This is a genomic window from Acinetobacter sp. 231_lipA, from assembly GCF_058243005.1.
Genome location: NZ_JBZAYU010000001.1, coordinates 2689250 through 2705658, shown reverse-complemented (window position 1 = coordinate 2705658; position 16409 = coordinate 2689250). Strand labels below are relative to the sequence as shown.

The following is a 16409-nucleotide window of genomic DNA, read 5'->3' as shown; positions in this document are numbered from 1 at the left end:
GACATACACTGGCACAGATAACTCGGCTATTTAATTAAGAAAAATCAAGCTCTTTCTCAAAGCCTTTTAACTCATAACGCGCCATCGCTAAGTTAGACTTGGTACGGTCAAGTACCAAATATAAAAACAATGTTTCATTGCTATCAAGCGGACGAATCAAATGATATTGTTTACCCAAAGTAATCAAAATATCTTCAATGTTATCGTTTAATTGTAATGCTTTCGCAACTTTACGCTTAGAACGTACAACTTCAGTATTACCTGCTGCTGCTAATTCTAAGTCTACACCACTCCCCTGAGTCGCGAGTGCTAAGCCACTGTCACTGTCGACCAGTGCAGCAGCAACAAAACCATCAATCCCTGTTAACGCATCTAAACTAACACGTGCCATCTTATTCTTACCTCTAGTTATAGGGTTACCCCAAAAAATTTAAAGACCCAGTTTCTTACGTAACTTCCCAATAAAACCGCGTAATTTATTTACTTGCCCTGTTTCTGCTTGTTGTGTATCTATCTGATACTTCACTTGATTTTGATCAACAAACTGACCTAATTGCAGTAGAACAGCACATGCTACAAAATTCAATACCCTTTCATTACTTAAATTTAAGGACTGTTTTACTTGATCAATTTGTGCGCCTTGTGAAAAACAGGTTGCCATCTTTAAAAAGTCACGACGTTGTAAATTTTTTTCAAACTGAGGCCATATTTCAAGTCTAAAGTTCTGATTCAAGCTGACTTGCGGTAACTGAATCGCAGACGAAGCATTCACCACTTTCCACAGCCAAATTCTTAGATCATAAACGTCTTTATCTTTAATCGTATCTTGGACCAACTGTGCAGTTGCATACGTTTGGTTCAAGGTCTCATTAAACTGAATCTCTTTATTCGGCTCGACCCAAACACGTTCGGTCCGCGTATCGACCAAAGCGAGAAAACCATGGGCATCGAACAACTGAATATAACCATTACGTGGTGTAAAAATTTCGCTAAAAACCTGTGCCGTGGTCATTACTGGGTTCAGCACTGTAGGCATAACAGATTGAACAGGCATAATGACTTCAAGCGTTGATTTCACATGCACGGTAAGTTCATGTTGTGATAGTAATTTTCTAGATAACCAATCGTGCAAATGCTCTATGTTTGAAAATGGATAGAACAATTGATCTCCAACAATGTGCCCTGCATTTTCAACCTTTTTGACCAGACGCAAATACACAATGTTTTGAATGGTCAGCAACTTTTGAATGCCTGGTGAAAAAAAAAACACATCATTGACCAGCAATAAATCGATTTTTTGCTCAGCAAGATTGACCCATTTCACATTCAAATTTTCAGGTAAAGACAGTAAAATTTGTTCTTTTATTTGCTCTAACGAGTTTAAACTTAAACCAAATACTGCAATATTTAATACGTTTTTCATGCCTAAACCCACGACAACCTCACCCTTTAAATCACGGCATCACGCCGATTGATATAATTAAAAATCAAAAAATATAGAATTTCTTATGATGCAAGGCTGAGCGGCGCGCTGCTTAATCGTGCACTTAACTCTTTGTAGTAATACAGCATTTGCCCCATCAAAATATCTGTGTGGGTGACCGCCACCATGACCATCGGATGCTGTGGGTGGTGGACAGCAGTTAAAAACACTTTGCCATTGTCCGCATCAAGAGTAATGGTTTGGCAGCCCAACAATTGAATTTCTGTAATAAATGCATTCACCATAGCCAAGATGGAGCTGCTGACTGCTGCGATTTTTCCTGTATTGTCGATATTTTTCTTTGAAGCCAAAGCAAGCTCAAAACCATCCGATGAGCACAACATCACAAAGTCGATGCCTGTAACGGTATTTAAAAAACGTTGTAACTCGATATGGGCAGACTCAATCAGTGCTTGCGGAATTTCACGTGAACTATTCATTTATCCTACCTATGCAACTGCAGATTCAGCTTGCATTTCTAGTGTTGTAATTAGTGTTTCAATCATCAGTAAAACATCATCTTGTTCACGCGCATCAACGGCAAACAGCGGAAATTGTTTTTGATGGATCTGCATCCAATCACGGTAAATTTTGAGCTTATGCTGATCTTCTTGATCTAAATGCGTAATGCCAACCACCACATTTGATCCATACTGCTCAAATGCTTTTAAATAAAACTCTAAATCCTTTAAACGATCTGCTTGGCTATGATCGATTAAGATCACGATTCCCATTGCACCCTTGCAGACAATAGACCACATAAAATCAAAACGATCTTGACCTGGGGTACCGTACAAGCCGATCTGCGTACCGTCATCAAGGCTAATTTCACCGTAATCAATACCTACAGTGGTCAAAAATTTATGGTGCGCTGCAGTATCAGTGTTTACTGCTTCTGTCGTCACGACAGGAATATCAGACAATGCTTGAATGGCAGCAGATTTTCCTGCCCCCATGGTTCCCCCGAAAACAATTTTGTACTGCTGTAGGGCTTTGTTGCACAAACATTCAAAAGCTAAACTTCTTCCAAGTTATCTAAATTTAAGTGGCAACTTGGGTGTGAGGTCGACCTAAATCTGTAAATTTATTTAATACGGCCACACGTGCATGAATCTCATTGACTTGGCTTTGAAAGTTTCTCGCACGGAGTTTATCGCCTAATAATTTGATGCAATGCATCTTGGTTTCGACCAAACTTCGGCGATGATAGCCTGCCCATTTTTTCCATAGTGTCCTGCCGAAACGTTTAACTGTTCGTAGTAATTCATTTCGCTCTAGCGAACTGGTCTTTGTATCTTTCCAAGGCTTCGCATTTTTTCTTGGCGGAATCACTGCATGTGCTTGCCGATCTGCAATGACCTGACGGCATTGCTTGGTGTCATAAGCCCCATCAGTATAGACAGAGTCAATCTGCTCATCTTGTGGAATCTGATCGAGTAAATCACCAAGCACTTGTGAATCACTCACGTTATTGGTTGTAAGCTGAACTGCTCGTATTTGAAGGGTTTCAGCATCTATCCCAATATGAAGTTTACGCCATTGGCGACGATATTCAGGTTGGTGTTTCTTACGCTTCCATTCACCTTCGCCTAGAAACTTTAAGCCAGTAGAATCGACGATGAGCTGGAGACCATTACTGCTTTTTTGATAGTTAATTGCAATATCAATATGCTTTTGTCTTCTGCAGATGGTGGAATAGTCTGGTGCTGTCCAATCTAATCTACAAAGATGAATGAGACTTTGCACAAAGCCAGTGACCATGCGTAAAGAAAGATGAAATAAGGATTTGATCATTAAACAGCATTGGATGGCTGTATCTGAATAAGTTTGATTTCGACCATGTTTACCTTTGGGTTGAGCGTACCATTGAGTCTTGGGATCAAACCAAATTGAGAGATATCCTCGATTTATTAATGCACTGTTATAAGAAGACCAATTGGTTGTACGATAGATTTTAGGTGTGGGCTTATTCATTTGAGAATTATATTGTGGAATAAGCCTTTAGAGATAGGTTTGTGCAACAAAGCCATTTAGATATCTCCCCCAAAATAGAGTCGGTCAAAGCGTGCCTTGAAAAGCCAGCTGGAACTGTCAAAACATCTTCTAATGCATGTCGTAAAAAAGATTTTGTTTCTTCAGGAGTCGGGGTATAAAGTTTATTGTCATTTTCTTGAATCAAAGGATGACTACATAAATGACGTTTCTTTTGTAAATGTAGAAGATTTTCATATGTATCTTGGTCAAAAAATTTCATTCGTTCATATACATCTTTAACAATAGACTGCTCCCAATCGCTTCCTTTTTCTCTTTTTTGTTGTTTAGTTTTTATTTCAGCTAAAATTTTATGGGCTGTGGAATCATTAAAATCGATTTCAACCTTTTGCAATTTTGAAACTATATCTGTTACAACTACAGACCACAGTAAGCCAACAGCAGCTCTATAGCACCCAGCTTCATAGCACTTGTATACTTCTAGAAAGTTTTCTTTAGAATTTTTATCTACAATTTTCTCAATTGCTAACTCGATTGAAAATGGTGTCATCAGTTAGTTATTCCGTTTTAAATGATTTAATTTTTTTGATTTTAACAATTTATATAAGTTAAGTATTTATTAGATCTCTTGCGAAAGTAAAAACCACCTCAATATAAATTTCATGAGATATCAGAAATTAAATCGTTTTTCAGATTCTGAATTCAAACGCTTGGTTGGCGTACCTCGACAAGTTTTTACTGAAATGGTAGAGGTTTTAGAAAAAGCAGAATCACTCAAAAAGAAATCAGGTCGTCCTCATACTTTAGATATAGAGGATCAGTTGTTATTAACTCTCAATTACTTACGGAACTACAGCACTCAACTGGAATTAGCGGCAAATTACCATATCGCTGAAAGTAATGTGAATCGAACCATTAAAAAGGTTGAAGATGCATTGATGAAATCAAGACGTTTTACTCTGCCAAAACGAAGCATTACCACAGCAGACGAACACTTTAACTGGGTCATTATTGATGCGACAGAATGTTCAATAGAACGTCCGAAAAAAAAATCAGAGTAAGTTCTACAGTGGTAAAAAGAAGAAACATACGCTAAAAGCACAAGTGATCTATCATCCGAACAGCAAACAAATCATAGGGCTAGATATATCGAATGGCAGTCAGCATGATATTAAATTGGCAAGAAAAACGGTTAAGAAATTCAAACATTGTGAATATGTTATGACCGATTTAGGGTACTACGGATTAGAGCAAGATGGCTTTAAATTATTGATGCCAATAAAGAAAAAGAAGAATTTACCCTTATTTGATGTTGAGAAAAGGTACAATAAAATGATTGGAAAAATACGAGTTGTGATCGAACACATTAATAGTCAATTGAAAACATTTAGAATATTAAGTGAACGCTATCGAAATAGACGGAAAAGATTCGGTTTACGCATTAACTTAATTGCTGCACTCGTAAACCGGATAAACTTGCAATAATGACTTTCGCAAGAGATCTATTTTTTGCTTATTATCTGCTTACGTTACACAAATTAGAAACAACAAAGCCCTGACATTATCAGGGCTTTGTTGTTTCTAATTTGGCGGAAGCGGTGAGATTCGAACTCACGGAGGGGTATAAGCCCTCGTCGGTTTTCAAGACCGGTGCATTAAACCGCTCTGCCACGCTTCCATGTGCGCCATCATACGGAGCTTTTGTTTTCATGACAAGTAAAACTTACCGTCAAAGCAACCAACTGCATATTGTTTCATCAAAAGCTTATAATTTCGAGGCGATTTCGGCACCTTCACGAATCGCACGCTTCGCATCTAGCTCAGCTGCCAATTTAGCACCACCAATAATGTGATAATTCGCTAACATATTTTGCTCAACACTTGGCATCAGATCCTTCACAGACTCCTGTCCTGCACACACAACGATAGTATCAACACGGAGCAATTGATCTTGTCCTGCCATATCGACCCAAAGCCCTTCATCAGTCACAGCTTTGTACTGAACCCCACGTAACATACGTACTGCATGCTTTTTCAACTGTGCGCGGTGTACCCAGCCCGAAGTTTTGCCCAAACCTGCTCCAAGTGCAGAGGTTTTACGCTGTAATAAATAAATCTCACGAACAGGCGGATGAACTTCTGCGGCCTGCGTGCCTCCTTCAGAAACATAATTCGGGTTTGGATCTACGCCCCATTCACGTTGCCAATCTGCAAGCGGTTGTGGCTGAGGTTGATGCTCTGGTTTCAATAAATACTCAGACACATCAAAACCAATCCCTCCAGCACCAATCACTGCAACCTTTCGACCGACAGGTGCGCCGCGTAACACTTCTGCATAAGACAAGACTTGCGGTGAATCACTCCCTTCGATACGTAATGCACGTGGCACAACGCCTGTTGCAATAATAATTTCTTCAAAGCCTTCACGCTCAAGCTGCTCACGATTCACCTTGGTGTTTAAACGTAAGTCGACGCCAGTTTTTTCAAGCTGTACTTTGAAATAACGAATGGTTTCATGAAACTCTTCTTTACCGGGTACAACTTTTGCCAAGTTGAACTGTCCACCCACCTCATGACTTGCTTCAAACAGAGTCACTTGGTGTCCACGACTGGCTGCAACCGTCGCGGCTGACATACCTGCGACGCCACCACCAACAACCGCAACTCGTTTCGGTTGTTTCACTTTCAAATAAACCAACTCAGTTTCAAACGCCGCACGCGGGTTAACTAAACAGGTTGCACGCTGATTTTTAAAAGTATGATCTAGGCATGCTTGGTTACAGGCGATACACGTATTGATTTCATCGACACGATTGGTCGCTGTTTTATTCACCCAAAAAGCATCGGCCAATAACGGACGTGCCATTTGCACCATATCGGCTTTGCCCGATGCCAAAATCTCTTCTGCCGTGTCTGGCATATTGATGCGGTTTGAAGCAATCACTGGCACAGCCACTTGCTTTTTCACTTCCGCAGTATAGTCAACAAAAGCAGCACGTGGCACAGAAGTCACAATAGTTGGAATACGTGCTTCATGCCAGCCAATTCCTGTATTCAACAAAGTAATACCTGCTTTTTCTAGTGCTTGCGCAATGGTAATTACTTCTTGCATGGTATTGCCATCATGCACCAAATCGAGTAATGACAAACGGAAGCAAATAATAAATTTCTCACCAACTTGTGCACGTATCCCTTTGACGATTTCGACCGCAAAACGCATACGGTTTTCAATCGGCCCACCCCAACGGTCTTCACGTTGGTTCACATGACGGCTTAAGAATTGATTCAGTAAATAACCTTCTGAACCCATAATTTCTACACCGTCATAGCCTGCTTTTTTTGCAAGACTGGCACAGTTAACATAGTCATCAATGGTATTCAAAATTTGTTTTTCAGACATTTGACGCGGTTTAAAAGGCGAAATCGGCGACTTGATTGGACTGGAAGACACAACAAAAGGTTGGTAGCCATAACGTCCAGCATGCAAAATTTGCATTAAAATTTTTGCGCCATGCTTATGTACCGCATGTGTCACTAAACGATGCGGAGCAATATCCCCCAGCGTATTCATCGTCCCGCCCGCAGGAAGAAGCCAACCTTGACGGTTTGGAGAAATCCCGCCTGTAATGATCAGGCCGACACCGCCTTTAGCACGCTCACCGAAGTATGCTGCCAATTTTGGATAATTATAAAAACGATCTTCCAAGCCCGTATGCATGGAGCCCATCACCACACGGTTTTTAATGGTGGTAAAACCCAAATGTAAGGGTTTTAAAATATGTGCATAGCTATTGGTTGTCATCATGAATCCTTATCTTTGGCTTTGCAACTTGTTGCATACTACTTTAGCTGTTTTTTAAAATATTGGGATGACAATTTATAAAAAATTCTTGGCATCTACGGTCAATTCAACTGAGCTCTCAAAAACATACGACAATAAAAAACCAGTGACGTTGCCCTCACTGGTTTAGTTTTTTAGACCAAAGCCCTTTACTGCCAATGCTTCAGCTTACTGGTTTGACCAATACCCACATTAAAACTATTGGTTGGATCAAGCTTTTCATAATGCGTTCGTAGTGCAGGTTTTGCTACATATAAATGTCCGACATTATGCTCAGCTGGGTATTCCGCCCCACGAGCATCCAGTAAATGCCACATTTGGTGCTCCATCGCCAAAGGATCTACGCCTTTTTTCACAATATAGTCCTGATGGAACACATGACATAAAAAGTGACCATAATAGAGTTTATGAACAATCAGATCATCCATCTCTTTGGGTAAGGTTTCCACCCACTCGCGATCATTACGACGCAATGCGATATCCAGAGCCACAATATCTTCAACTTCTGAACGGTGCGTATCCCGATAGCGAATTGCTGCACCTGCAACGGCAAAGCGATGTAAAAATGCTTTACGTCCTTCTTCCTCTGTACAGTGGAAAAAATCACCTGAGGTTTTATCTTGAAAATAACATTTTAAAAAGCTTTCAACTTGCTCGACATCTTGATTTTCAATCCGAATAACCAAATGATGTTCATACAGATCACGAAAAACATTCATCCGTTTCGGTAAATGATTGGGCAAAAATTTGGTGATCAATTGCAGGACTTTATCTGACAGACCTTTCACACCAAATTTTTCTAAGTACGCATCGACCTTATCTTTCATTGCAAATGCGGCAGGTACTTTGGCTGTACCGAGTTTTTCAATGAACATGAAGGTGTCTTTACCGTACTCCGCCCCAATATCATAAGCCACACGGTGGATGTATTCCCCTGCAATCGGCAATCGCGGCAAATCTTTTAGTAAAAAACGGCGGATTTCAGTCAAATCATCATGTGAGTTTGTACCGACATAGAATACTTGACTTGGAATTTTTTCAAAGGTATCCAAACGTACGGCAAAAACACACACTTTACCTGCCGAACCCGATGCTTCATATAAACGAGACGGATCGGCATTAAAACGTGCCGGCGTATTTTCATCAACTTGTTTAACATCATGTCCATAACGATGGTCCGATGCGCAGCAACCTGAGTTATTGATAATATCGCCGATTTGATAATTTTTAGTTTCAAGCTTGCTTAGAATTTCTTCAGGTGTTTCTCCGAGATTTACCCCTAAATGATTCACCAACTCTAACTGACCTTCATCATTAACACGGGCATACAATGCCAGCTCAGTATAAGCAGGACCACGACGCACCAAAGCACCGCCTGAGTTATTACAGACGCCACCTAAAACTGAAGCTCCAATACACGATGAACCAATCACCGAATGCGGCTCCCGATTAAATGACACCAATTCTTTTTCAAGTCGATCTAGTGTTGCACCAGGTAGACAAATCACTTGCTGACCGTCATTAATAACCTGAATGCCAACCAAACGACGCGTGCTGATCAGAACTACAGGACGGTCATAGTCATCGCCAAAAGGCGTTGAACCACCGGTCAAACCTGTATTGGCTGCTTGCATAATCACAATACAATCTGCATCAACAGCGGCTTGCAGTACTTGCCACTGTTCCAGTAATGAACCTGGCGCAACAACAGCTAGTACTTTCCCTGCACCGTAACGACGACCTTGGCGGTATAAACGTGTGTCTTTATCGTCAGTTAAAACATGTTGTTTACCAACAATGGTGATGAGTTTTTGAATAGTTTGCGGTGCGTCTAAATTGGATTGCATTTTATATCCTGCCCATTAATTTTTTGAGCTTTTCAATAAAGCTAGATTATGAAATAACTCATTCATTTTTTAAGCGTATTAATCACGGTATTCGATGTCGTGTGGCGGCATGGATGTCGCCGTTGGGCGGGGGTACAGGACGTACCCCTCGCCCAACAAAAGATTTTTGTTACTTTTCATCTTTGAAAAGTAAGGTATCGCCTACGCAATTGAACTTAAATTTTTAATTCAAAATGAGGCAAAGGATGCTTCTTTATATTCATTCGCTTTTATTAGAGAGTTTTACTCAGCCAACTCTCGTTCTAACTTCACTAAACAGTCAGACGTAATATCAGCAATGGTTTTTGCACCTGTTAAGGTCATAGCAACACGCATTTCTTTATCAATCAATTCTAAAAGATTTGAAACACCTTCACCGCCTGCTGCACCTAAAGCATAAACAAAGGCACGACCAAGCATACACGTGTCTGCACCCAACGCCAGCATACGCACAACATCTAGACCATTACGAATACCCGAATCCGCGAGGATTTTAATATCACCTTTGACTGCATCTGCAATTGGTGGAAGTGCGCGTGCAGAAGATAAAACGCCATCGAGCTGACGACCACCATGGTTTGAAACCACAATCCCATCTGCACCGAAACGCACTGCATCTTTGGCATCTTCAGGATCCAAAATTCCTTTAATGACCATTGGGCCATCCCAAAACTCACGAATCCACTCAAGGTCTTTCCACGAAATAGACGGATCGAAGTTAGAACCTAACCAACCAATATAATCTTCTAGACCTGTAGGCTTACCTAAGTATTTGGAAATATTACCCAAGTCATGCGGACGTCCCATCATGCCAACATTCCACGCCCAGTGTGGGTGGAAACACGACTGCATATAACGACGCATTGCTGCATTCGGGCCACTCATACCCGAGTGGGCATCACGATAACGCGCTCCCGGAACAGGCATATCCACAGTAAACACCAAGGTTGAACATCCTGCCGCTTTAGCACGTTCCAAGGCATTTTTCATGAAACCACGGTCACGTAGTACATAGAGCTGGAACCACATTGGACGCTGAATCGCAGGTGCCACTTCTTCAATTGGACATACTGAAACAGTAGACAGTGTAAATGGAATACCCTTTTTATCTGCAGCGACCGCAGCTTGAACTTCGCCGCGGCGTGCATACATGCCTGTTAAACCCACAGGAGATAATGCAACAGGCATCGACAAAGTTTCATCAAACAGTTTGGTTTCTAAACTTAAAGCAGACATGTCGTTCAATACACGCTGGCGCAAAGCAATTTTTGACAAATCTTCTACATTACGCTTCAGGGTATATTCTGCATACGCACCACCATCGATGTAATGGAATAAAAATGGCGGTAAACGACGTCGTGCCGCTTCACGGTAGTCATTGGCAGAAGAAATAATCATGCTTATATCCTGTTTAATCGACTGGCGCGCTGACGACGAGCTTCTTCCTCATCAATCATTCGCACCTGTTGTACTACAAACTCAATGTGTCCACAGACTGCTTTACGTGCAGCTTCTGGATCACGACGTTCAATTGCATTCATGACTTGAAAGTGCTGATCATGCAATTGATCAAACCGGTGTGCTTCGCTATAGACTTTTCGACGTCCCAAAGCGACGTTGAACTGCAACAAATCGAACAGACCACGCATCATCTGAATCAAGACCAAATTATGAGAGGCTTCAGCAATCGCTAAATGAAATTTCGCATCTGCACGAGCCGCTTCGTCATCATTTCCCAAAGCCTGAAAATGGTTAATCTGGTCATAATGATGTCTGATGTTCACCAGATCTTCTTGGGTTGCGCGTTGTGCTGCATACCAAGTTGTTCCACCTTCTAAAATAATGCGCGCCTCTTGCACATCAAATCGATAGGCAGGATCCTCACTCATCAAATTACTAATCGGTTGTACGATTTGATAACTGGACCAAGTTGCTGGTAATTGTTTTAAAAAAGTCCCCGCCCCCACTTTGCTGACCAACATACCCATGCTGGTCAACTGCGAAATGGCCTCTCTTAAAGAAGAGCGAGAGACTTGAAGCTGTTCACACAGTTTTCTTTCAGCAGGCAGACGGTCTCCAACTTGCATATTGCTTTGTTCAATCAATACACGCAGGCTTTGTACAGCTTTATCGGAGACTTTCATCTGCTTTCCTTAACGTTGATACACAATTTGTGTTATGGAATCATCCATGGGAACACATAGGCTTGTAGAGTAATCATAATACCCATCATAATTGTGAACGTTATACTGTGTTTTAAGGTAAAACGGAATAAATCAGACTCTTTACCAACCAGTCCTACCGCCGCACACGCAATCGCAATCGATTGAGGTGAAATCATCTTACCGGTCACACCACCACTGGTATTTGCTGCCACCAGTAAAACTTCTGGCACACCAATTTGCTGAGCCGTAGTGGCTTGAAGTGCTGAAAACAGTGCATTGGCAGAAGTATCTGAACCCGTGAGGAATACACCCAACCAACCCAAGAAAGGCGAGAAGAACGTAAATGCTGAACCTGTATGTGCAAGGGCCAAAGCCAAGGTCGAAGACATACCCGAATAGTTTGCGATAAAAGCAAAAGACAACACCATACCAATTGAATAAATGGGAACTTTCAACTCATTCAGAGTTTCACCAAAAGTTACCACAGCATCTTTCGGTTTCATCTTCAAATAGGCAATGGTGATCAATGCTGCAATAAAGATCGCAGTTCCTGTCGCCGAGATCCAATCAAACTTGTAAATCGCGTCATAATCTTTAATTTCAGCAACCACTGGTGGCATTTTTTGAATCATTTGATGCAAAAATGGCACTTTGATTGAAATCACGAGATCATGCAATGCACCGTCTTTGGCAAATAAATCCTTAAACGGTTTCACACTCCAGATCGTCACCATCACAGTTAAAATCGCGAATGGAGACCATGCTTTTGCAATTTGTCCTACAGTGTATTTTTGCTGTTTTTGTGCAGCCACATCTTCACTCATCGTTGCATCTTGATCTGCAAAACGGAAAATGTGCTTTGGCTGCCAGTATTTAAACAAAATCGTTAAAGAAACCAAGGATGCAATTGCAGCCGTAATATCGGGTAATTCTGGACCGACAAAGTTAGAAGTTAGGTATTGTGCAATTGCAAAGCTACTTGCACCCACCACAACTGCAGGCCATGTTTCTTTAACACCGCGCCAGCCGTCCATAATTGCCATAATCCAGAACAACACGATTGGCACCATAAATGGTAGCTGACGGCCCACCATTTGGCTGATTTCCATCGTATCAACACCAGAGACTTGTCCAGCAACAATAATTGGAATACCCATTGCACCAAAAGCCACAGGTGCTGTGTTTACGATTAGACAGAGACCTGCTGCATATAACGGTTTAAAGCCTAAACCGACTAATAATGCTGCGGTAATCGCCACAGGAGCACCAAAGCCTGCAGCACCCTCTAAGAAAGTACCGAAAGCAAAACCCACCAACAGCATTTGTAAGCGCTGATCTTCAGTAATTGAGAGAATAGAAGAACGAATGATGTCAAACTGGCCTGTCTTCACTGAAATTTTATACAGGAATACCGCACCAATAATAATCCATGCAATCGGCCATAAACCGTAGAGGAAACCATAAGCCATCGATGCGAATGCCATCAGCACCGGCATCTTATAGGCAAATAAAGAGACAAGAAGTGCAAGTACAACAGTGATCGTACCTGCCACACTGCCTTTTAAACGAAATACCGCGAGCGCCAAAAAGAAGAATATAATCGGAATCAGTGCAATTAGACTTGAAATCCAAATATTCCCCATCGGGTCATACATTTGCTGCCATTGAAGCATTGTCATCTCCTTGAAATGCTTACTAAGATTTAATTTTGAGCATATTATTGGCACTTTTGCCAATATTGGACAGACCAATATAAGCAACCGTAAAGAGAAACAAACCAATAATGACTTATGCTTGGCTTATTTTGATTTAAAATGAAGTAAAACTTCAATTAAAAGTTAATATTGGTATGACCAATATTGACTACCTTCATAAACTAGATCATATTTCAATCAAATTAATATCATTGTTTTTACTGATATTTTTATGAAAATAATGCCAATTTTAGACTTTAGTCTAATAATATAAAAAATAATCACCGAACTTAAATCCAGCTTAATACTCAAAAAATGGAAAAATCACACAATATTGATCATACCAATTTAAAACCAAACCAACTTCCCCACTTTTCTGATTAATTTACAGCCTAAACATCTTCTAAAAAGACAAAAAGTGAGCACACAATATAGAAACCGATTTTCTCCAGAAATTTTTCAACAGTATCGATATGCACATGAGCTTTAATATTTTTAAAGCCCTATGATTTTTTAGAAAAACCATTTGGAAAAGTGCTACAATCGCGGACATATTTATTCTTTCAGGCCACCCATTCTCGGTGCCTATATTTATATCGTTAGGATTAACAATGACTGATAATGCAACTATCTTGCAGAATGTCCCAGTTGGCAAAAAAGTTGGTATTGCCTTCTCTGGTGGTCTAGATACTTCAGCTGCACTTTTGTGGATGAAACAAAAAGGCGCAGAACCTTATGCTTATACAGCAAACTTAGGTCAGCCTGATGAAGACGACTACGATGCGATTCCAAAAAAAGCGGAAGCGTATGGCGCAGTAAAAGCTCGCTTAGTTGACTGCCGTTTACAGCTTGCACTTGAAGGTATTGCTGCAATTCAATGTGGTGCGTTCCACATTTCAACTGGTGGTGTACCGTATTTCAACACGACGCCATTGGGTCGTGCAGTAACAGGGACTATGCTTGTTACCGCAATGAAAGAAGATGATGTAAACATCTGGGGCGATGGTTCAACATATAAAGGAAACGATATTGAACGTTTCTACCGTTATGGTTTGTTGACCAACCCTGCACTTAAAATCTATAAACCTTGGTTAGACCAAACGTTTATTGATGAATTAGGTGGCCGTGCTGAAATGTCGCAATTCTTGATCGACAACGGCTTTGACTACAAAATGTCAAAAGAAAAAGCGTATTCAACTGACTCAAACATGTTGGGTGCGACCCACGAAGCAAAAGATCTTGAATACCTCAATGCAGGGATCAAAATTGTTGACCCAATCATGGGTGTTGCATTCTGGAAAGACGACGTAGAAGTTAAAGCTGAAGAAGTATCGATTACTTTTGAAGAAGGCTTCCCTGTTGCAATCAATGGTCAACGTATCGAAGACCCTGTTGAGTTCATCCTTGAAGCCAACCGTATTGGTGGTCGTCATGGTCTAGGTATGTCTGACCAAATCGAAAACCGTATTATTGAAGCAAAATCTCGCGGTATTTATGAAGCACCAGGTATGGCACTTCTACATATTGCTTATGAGCGCTTGGTTACAGGTATTCATAACGAAGACACGATTGAACAATACCGTATTAACGGTCTACGTTTAGGTCGTTTACTTTACCAAGGTCGTTGGTTCGACTCTCAAGCATTAATGCTTCGTGAAACTGCACAGCGTTGGGTTGCGAAAGCCATCACAGGTACTGTGACTTTAGAGCTTCGTCGTGGTAATGACTACACCATCATGAACACAGAGTCTGAAAACCTCACTTATGAAGCTGAGCGTTTGACGATGGAGAAAGGCGATTCAATGTTTACGCCAATGGACCGTATTGGTCAGTTAACTATGCGTAACTTGGACATTACCGATACTCGTGCGAAACTTGGTATTTATACCAATACTGGTTTACTTGCAGTCGGTACTGGTTCTGCTGTTCCACAGTTAAAAGACAAAAACAAATAAGTTTGTTGAATGTCAAAAAACCGCTCATAAGAGCGGTTTTTTTATTCAGTGATTTATTCCGTACAAGTAGAAGTGGTTAAAGGCTGATAATAAATCTGATTACGTCCTAATTGCTTGGCACGGTATAAAGCCTGATCTGCGATCCCTAGCAACTCGACTTTGCTCAAATCGACCTCGCCTTTAAAGACTGTAATCCCTAAACTAATGGTGACAAATGGCGATACTTCAGACATTTCATGCGGAATTTCCAACCGCTCAATCGCTCGGTAAATATTCGAAGCAACCGCATAAGCGCCATGTGCATCGGTTTCTGGCAATAAAACTACGAATTCTTCGCCACCATAACGCGCCACAAAATCCATATGCCGAATCGCATTTTTAATAGACTTTGCAATCGATGAAATCACATCATCGCCCTTTTGGTGACCATAACAGTCGTTATATTTTTTGAAAAAATCAACATCAATAAACAAAATCGACAAGGGTGTTTCATCCTGACGTGATTGCTCATAATAAGTATCCATCATTTCGTCAAAATTACGCCGATTTGATATCTTCGTCAGCTCATCATTCTGACTCAAATGCAGCAATTCTGAAGTATGTATTCGATGTATTTTTTCACTAATTTTAGCGCGGCGAATATTTAAAAAAATGATGCGCTCGCGAGCATAAATCATACGACTAATGATATACCCCAGCAAACAGCTACCAAGCATCACACGCCCCATCACGATCGCATCAAACTTGACCAAAGTCGAGATCAGGACTAAAAATGAAACCCCAGCAGCCACTACGCCAGTGATAAAAATATATCCTGGTTTTACTCCAGTCAGCAAATACCCCAAGACATAAATCATGCAGATGATCATCATCGCTTGATGACGCAAAGCTTCAGTATGCACCGACATGGTCAACCAAGTCGTAGAGACCACAGCCCAAAACACAGCAAACATGGCTGCATAAGCAAAAAAAGGCTTCAGCTTGGTAAAATGTGAAAAAACATAAAGGAACAAAAGACAGACAGCACCATTCAGCAATCCCAGTAAGCAATGAATAAAATCTTGTTTAAAATGAGACTGTTCAATAATCCAGTAATCCCCCGGAATCGTGAAAATGGCAAAAATAAAATAAGCCAAAACACCAGACCAAAGAAAGTCATTAATATTACGACGCGCGCGCTCTAAGTTTAATCGCCAAAACTCTTGTTCTAATTTCTGAGGAAAAACCTGACCAATACGACGGTTATGTCGTGTAATCAGCTCTTCCATTTTTTCTTTATCGTACTGAAGTTTGGCGAGGTTGTATTTATATTCCATACCAGACCAGATTTAATTCTTGTGGTTGCTTAAAAATAACACAAATTTACAAAGATGAATCATAATAATCAGACAAG

General features: G+C 40.8%; 14 protein-coding genes and 1 tRNA gene. 2 read left to right on the top strand and 13 right to left on the bottom strand.

Annotated features, from left to right (window positions below; all coding sequences use genetic code 11):
- Positions 1-34 precede the first annotated feature (34 nt).
- From AC4CUX_RS13270 to AC4CUX_RS13245, 6 genes are all read right to left on the bottom strand, one after another.
- Complete coding sequence (locus AC4CUX_RS13270; protein WP_087526884.1) at positions 35-391, bottom strand: roadblock/LC7 domain-containing protein; 357 nt, start codon at positions 389-391, stop codon at positions 35-37.
- 39 nt (positions 392-430) lie between these two features.
- A complete protein-coding gene (locus tag AC4CUX_RS13265) occupies positions 431-1423 on the bottom strand; it encodes a hypothetical protein (protein WP_490792454.1) in 993 nt (330 codons plus the stop codon).
- 83 nt (positions 1424-1506) lie between these two features.
- Positions 1507-1923 (bottom strand): roadblock/LC7 domain-containing protein, encoded by a 417-nt coding sequence (locus tag AC4CUX_RS13260; RefSeq protein WP_004693977.1) that lies wholly within the window; start codon positions 1921-1923, stop codon positions 1507-1509.
- 9 nt (positions 1924-1932) lie between these two features.
- Entirely contained in the window at positions 1933-2487 is a 555-nt protein-coding gene (locus AC4CUX_RS13255; RefSeq protein ID WP_201950813.1) for a GTP-binding protein, read from the bottom strand.
- A gap of 37 nt (positions 2488-2524) precedes the next feature.
- Positions 2525-3457 carry an IS5 family transposase gene (locus AC4CUX_RS13250; RefSeq protein WP_201950812.1) on the bottom strand — a complete coding sequence of 311 codons (933 nt, stop codon included), beginning with the start codon at positions 3455-3457 and terminating at the stop codon, positions 2525-2527.
- Between the two features lie 7 nt (positions 3458-3464).
- Positions 3465-4025, bottom strand: coding sequence for a hypothetical protein (locus AC4CUX_RS13245; RefSeq protein WP_201950811.1), 561 nt, complete (start codon positions 4023-4025; stop codon positions 3465-3467).
- Positions 4026-4137: 112 nt separating this feature from the next.
- Here AC4CUX_RS13245 and AC4CUX_RS13240 point away from each other — a divergent pair.
- Positions 4138-4960, top strand: a protein-coding gene (locus AC4CUX_RS13240) for an IS5 family transposase (protein WP_087554504.1) whose coding sequence is annotated in 2 segments (ribosomal slippage) — positions 4138-4518 and positions 4520-4960 — 822 coding nt in all. Because the reading frame shifts where the segments join, the coding sequence is not laid out codon by codon here.
- 102 nt (positions 4961-5062) lie between these two features.
- On the opposite strand, the gene AC4CUX_RS13235 is transcribed toward AC4CUX_RS13240, so the two are convergent.
- The 6 genes from AC4CUX_RS13235 to lldP all read right to left on the bottom strand — a co-directional run bounded on the left by AC4CUX_RS13235 (position 5063) and on the right by lldP (position 13046).
- Positions 5063-5153, bottom strand: a tRNA-Ser gene (locus AC4CUX_RS13235).
- Positions 5154-5240: 87 nt separating this feature from the next.
- Complete coding sequence (locus AC4CUX_RS13230; protein ID WP_125273175.1) at positions 5241-7277, bottom strand: NADPH-dependent 2,4-dienoyl-CoA reductase; 2037 nt, start codon at positions 7275-7277, stop codon at positions 5241-5243.
- Positions 7278-7465: 188 nt separating this feature from the next.
- Positions 7466-9163: a D-lactate dehydrogenase gene (dld, locus tag AC4CUX_RS13225; RefSeq protein ID WP_201950809.1), complete on the bottom strand. Its 1698-nt coding sequence runs from the start codon at positions 9161-9163 to the stop codon at positions 7466-7468.
- A 282-nt stretch (positions 9164-9445) separates the two neighbouring features.
- Positions 9446-10600, bottom strand: a complete 1155-nt coding sequence (gene lldD / locus AC4CUX_RS13220) for an FMN-dependent L-lactate dehydrogenase LldD (protein WP_195728858.1) — start codon at positions 10598-10600, stop codon at positions 9446-9448.
- 2 nt (positions 10601-10602) lie between these two features.
- Positions 10603-11346, bottom strand: coding sequence for a transcriptional regulator LldR (gene lldR / locus AC4CUX_RS13215; RefSeq protein ID WP_004694009.1), 744 nt, complete (start codon positions 11344-11346; stop codon positions 10603-10605).
- 32 nt (positions 11347-11378) lie between these two features.
- On the bottom strand, positions 11379-13046 hold the full coding sequence (gene lldP / locus AC4CUX_RS13210; protein ID WP_171054209.1) for an L-lactate permease: 1668 nt from the start codon (positions 13044-13046) through the stop codon (positions 11379-11381).
- 626 nt (positions 13047-13672) lie between these two features.
- On the opposite strand from lldP, the gene argG reads away from it, so the two are divergent.
- Positions 13673-15016: an argininosuccinate synthase gene (gene argG / locus AC4CUX_RS13205; RefSeq protein WP_004694013.1), complete on the top strand. Its 1344-nt coding sequence runs from the start codon at positions 13673-13675 to the stop codon at positions 15014-15016.
- A 53-nt stretch (positions 15017-15069) separates the two neighbouring features.
- Here argG and AC4CUX_RS13200 read toward each other — a convergent pair whose 3' ends face one another.
- The gene (locus AC4CUX_RS13200; protein WP_195728857.1) at positions 15070-16332 is read right to left on the bottom strand and encodes a GGDEF domain-containing protein; all 1263 of its coding nucleotides are present in this window, start codon (positions 16330-16332) and stop codon (positions 15070-15072) included.
- Positions 16333-16409 lie beyond the last annotated feature (77 nt).

What these genes read in the sequence shown, in the direction of transcription:
- lldR (WP_004694009.1), bottom strand. Translation starts at nt 11,346, where the DNA reads ATGAAAGTCTCCGATAAAGCTGTACAAAGCCTGCGTGTATTGATTGAA.
- lldD (WP_195728858.1), bottom strand. Translation starts at nt 10,600, where the DNA reads ATGATTATTTCTTCTGCCAATGACTACCGTGAAGCGGCACGACGTCGT.
- AC4CUX_RS13250 (WP_201950812.1), bottom strand. Translation starts at nt 3,457, where the DNA reads ATGAATAAGCCCACACCTAAAATCTATCGTACAACCAATTGGTCTTCT.
- AC4CUX_RS13200 (WP_195728857.1), bottom strand. Translation starts at nt 16,332, where the DNA reads ATGGAATATAAATACAACCTCGCCAAACTTCAGTACGATAAAGAAAAA.
- AC4CUX_RS13265 (WP_490792454.1), bottom strand. Translation starts at nt 1,423, where the DNA reads ATGAAAAACGTATTAAATATTGCAGTATTTGGTTTAAGTTTAAACTCG.
- argG (WP_004694013.1), top strand. Translation starts at nt 13,673, where the DNA reads ATGACTGATAATGCAACTATCTTGCAGAATGTCCCAGTTGGCAAAAAA.
- AC4CUX_RS13230 (WP_125273175.1), bottom strand. Translation starts at nt 7,277, where the DNA reads ATGACAACCAATAGCTATGCACATATTTTAAAACCCTTACATTTGGGT.
- lldP (WP_171054209.1), bottom strand. Translation starts at nt 13,046, where the DNA reads ATGACAATGCTTCAATGGCAGCAAATGTATGACCCGATGGGGAATATT.
- AC4CUX_RS13270 (WP_087526884.1), bottom strand. Translation starts at nt 391, where the DNA reads ATGGCACGTGTTAGTTTAGATGCGTTAACAGGGATTGATGGTTTTGTT.
- AC4CUX_RS13260 (WP_004693977.1), bottom strand. Translation starts at nt 1,923, where the DNA reads ATGAATAGTTCACGTGAAATTCCGCAAGCACTGATTGAGTCTGCCCAT.
- dld (WP_201950809.1), bottom strand. Translation starts at nt 9,163, where the DNA reads ATGCAATCCAATTTAGACGCACCGCAAACTATTCAAAAACTCATCACC.
- AC4CUX_RS13245 (WP_201950811.1), bottom strand. Translation starts at nt 4,025, where the DNA reads ATGACACCATTTTCAATCGAGTTAGCAATTGAGAAAATTGTAGATAAA.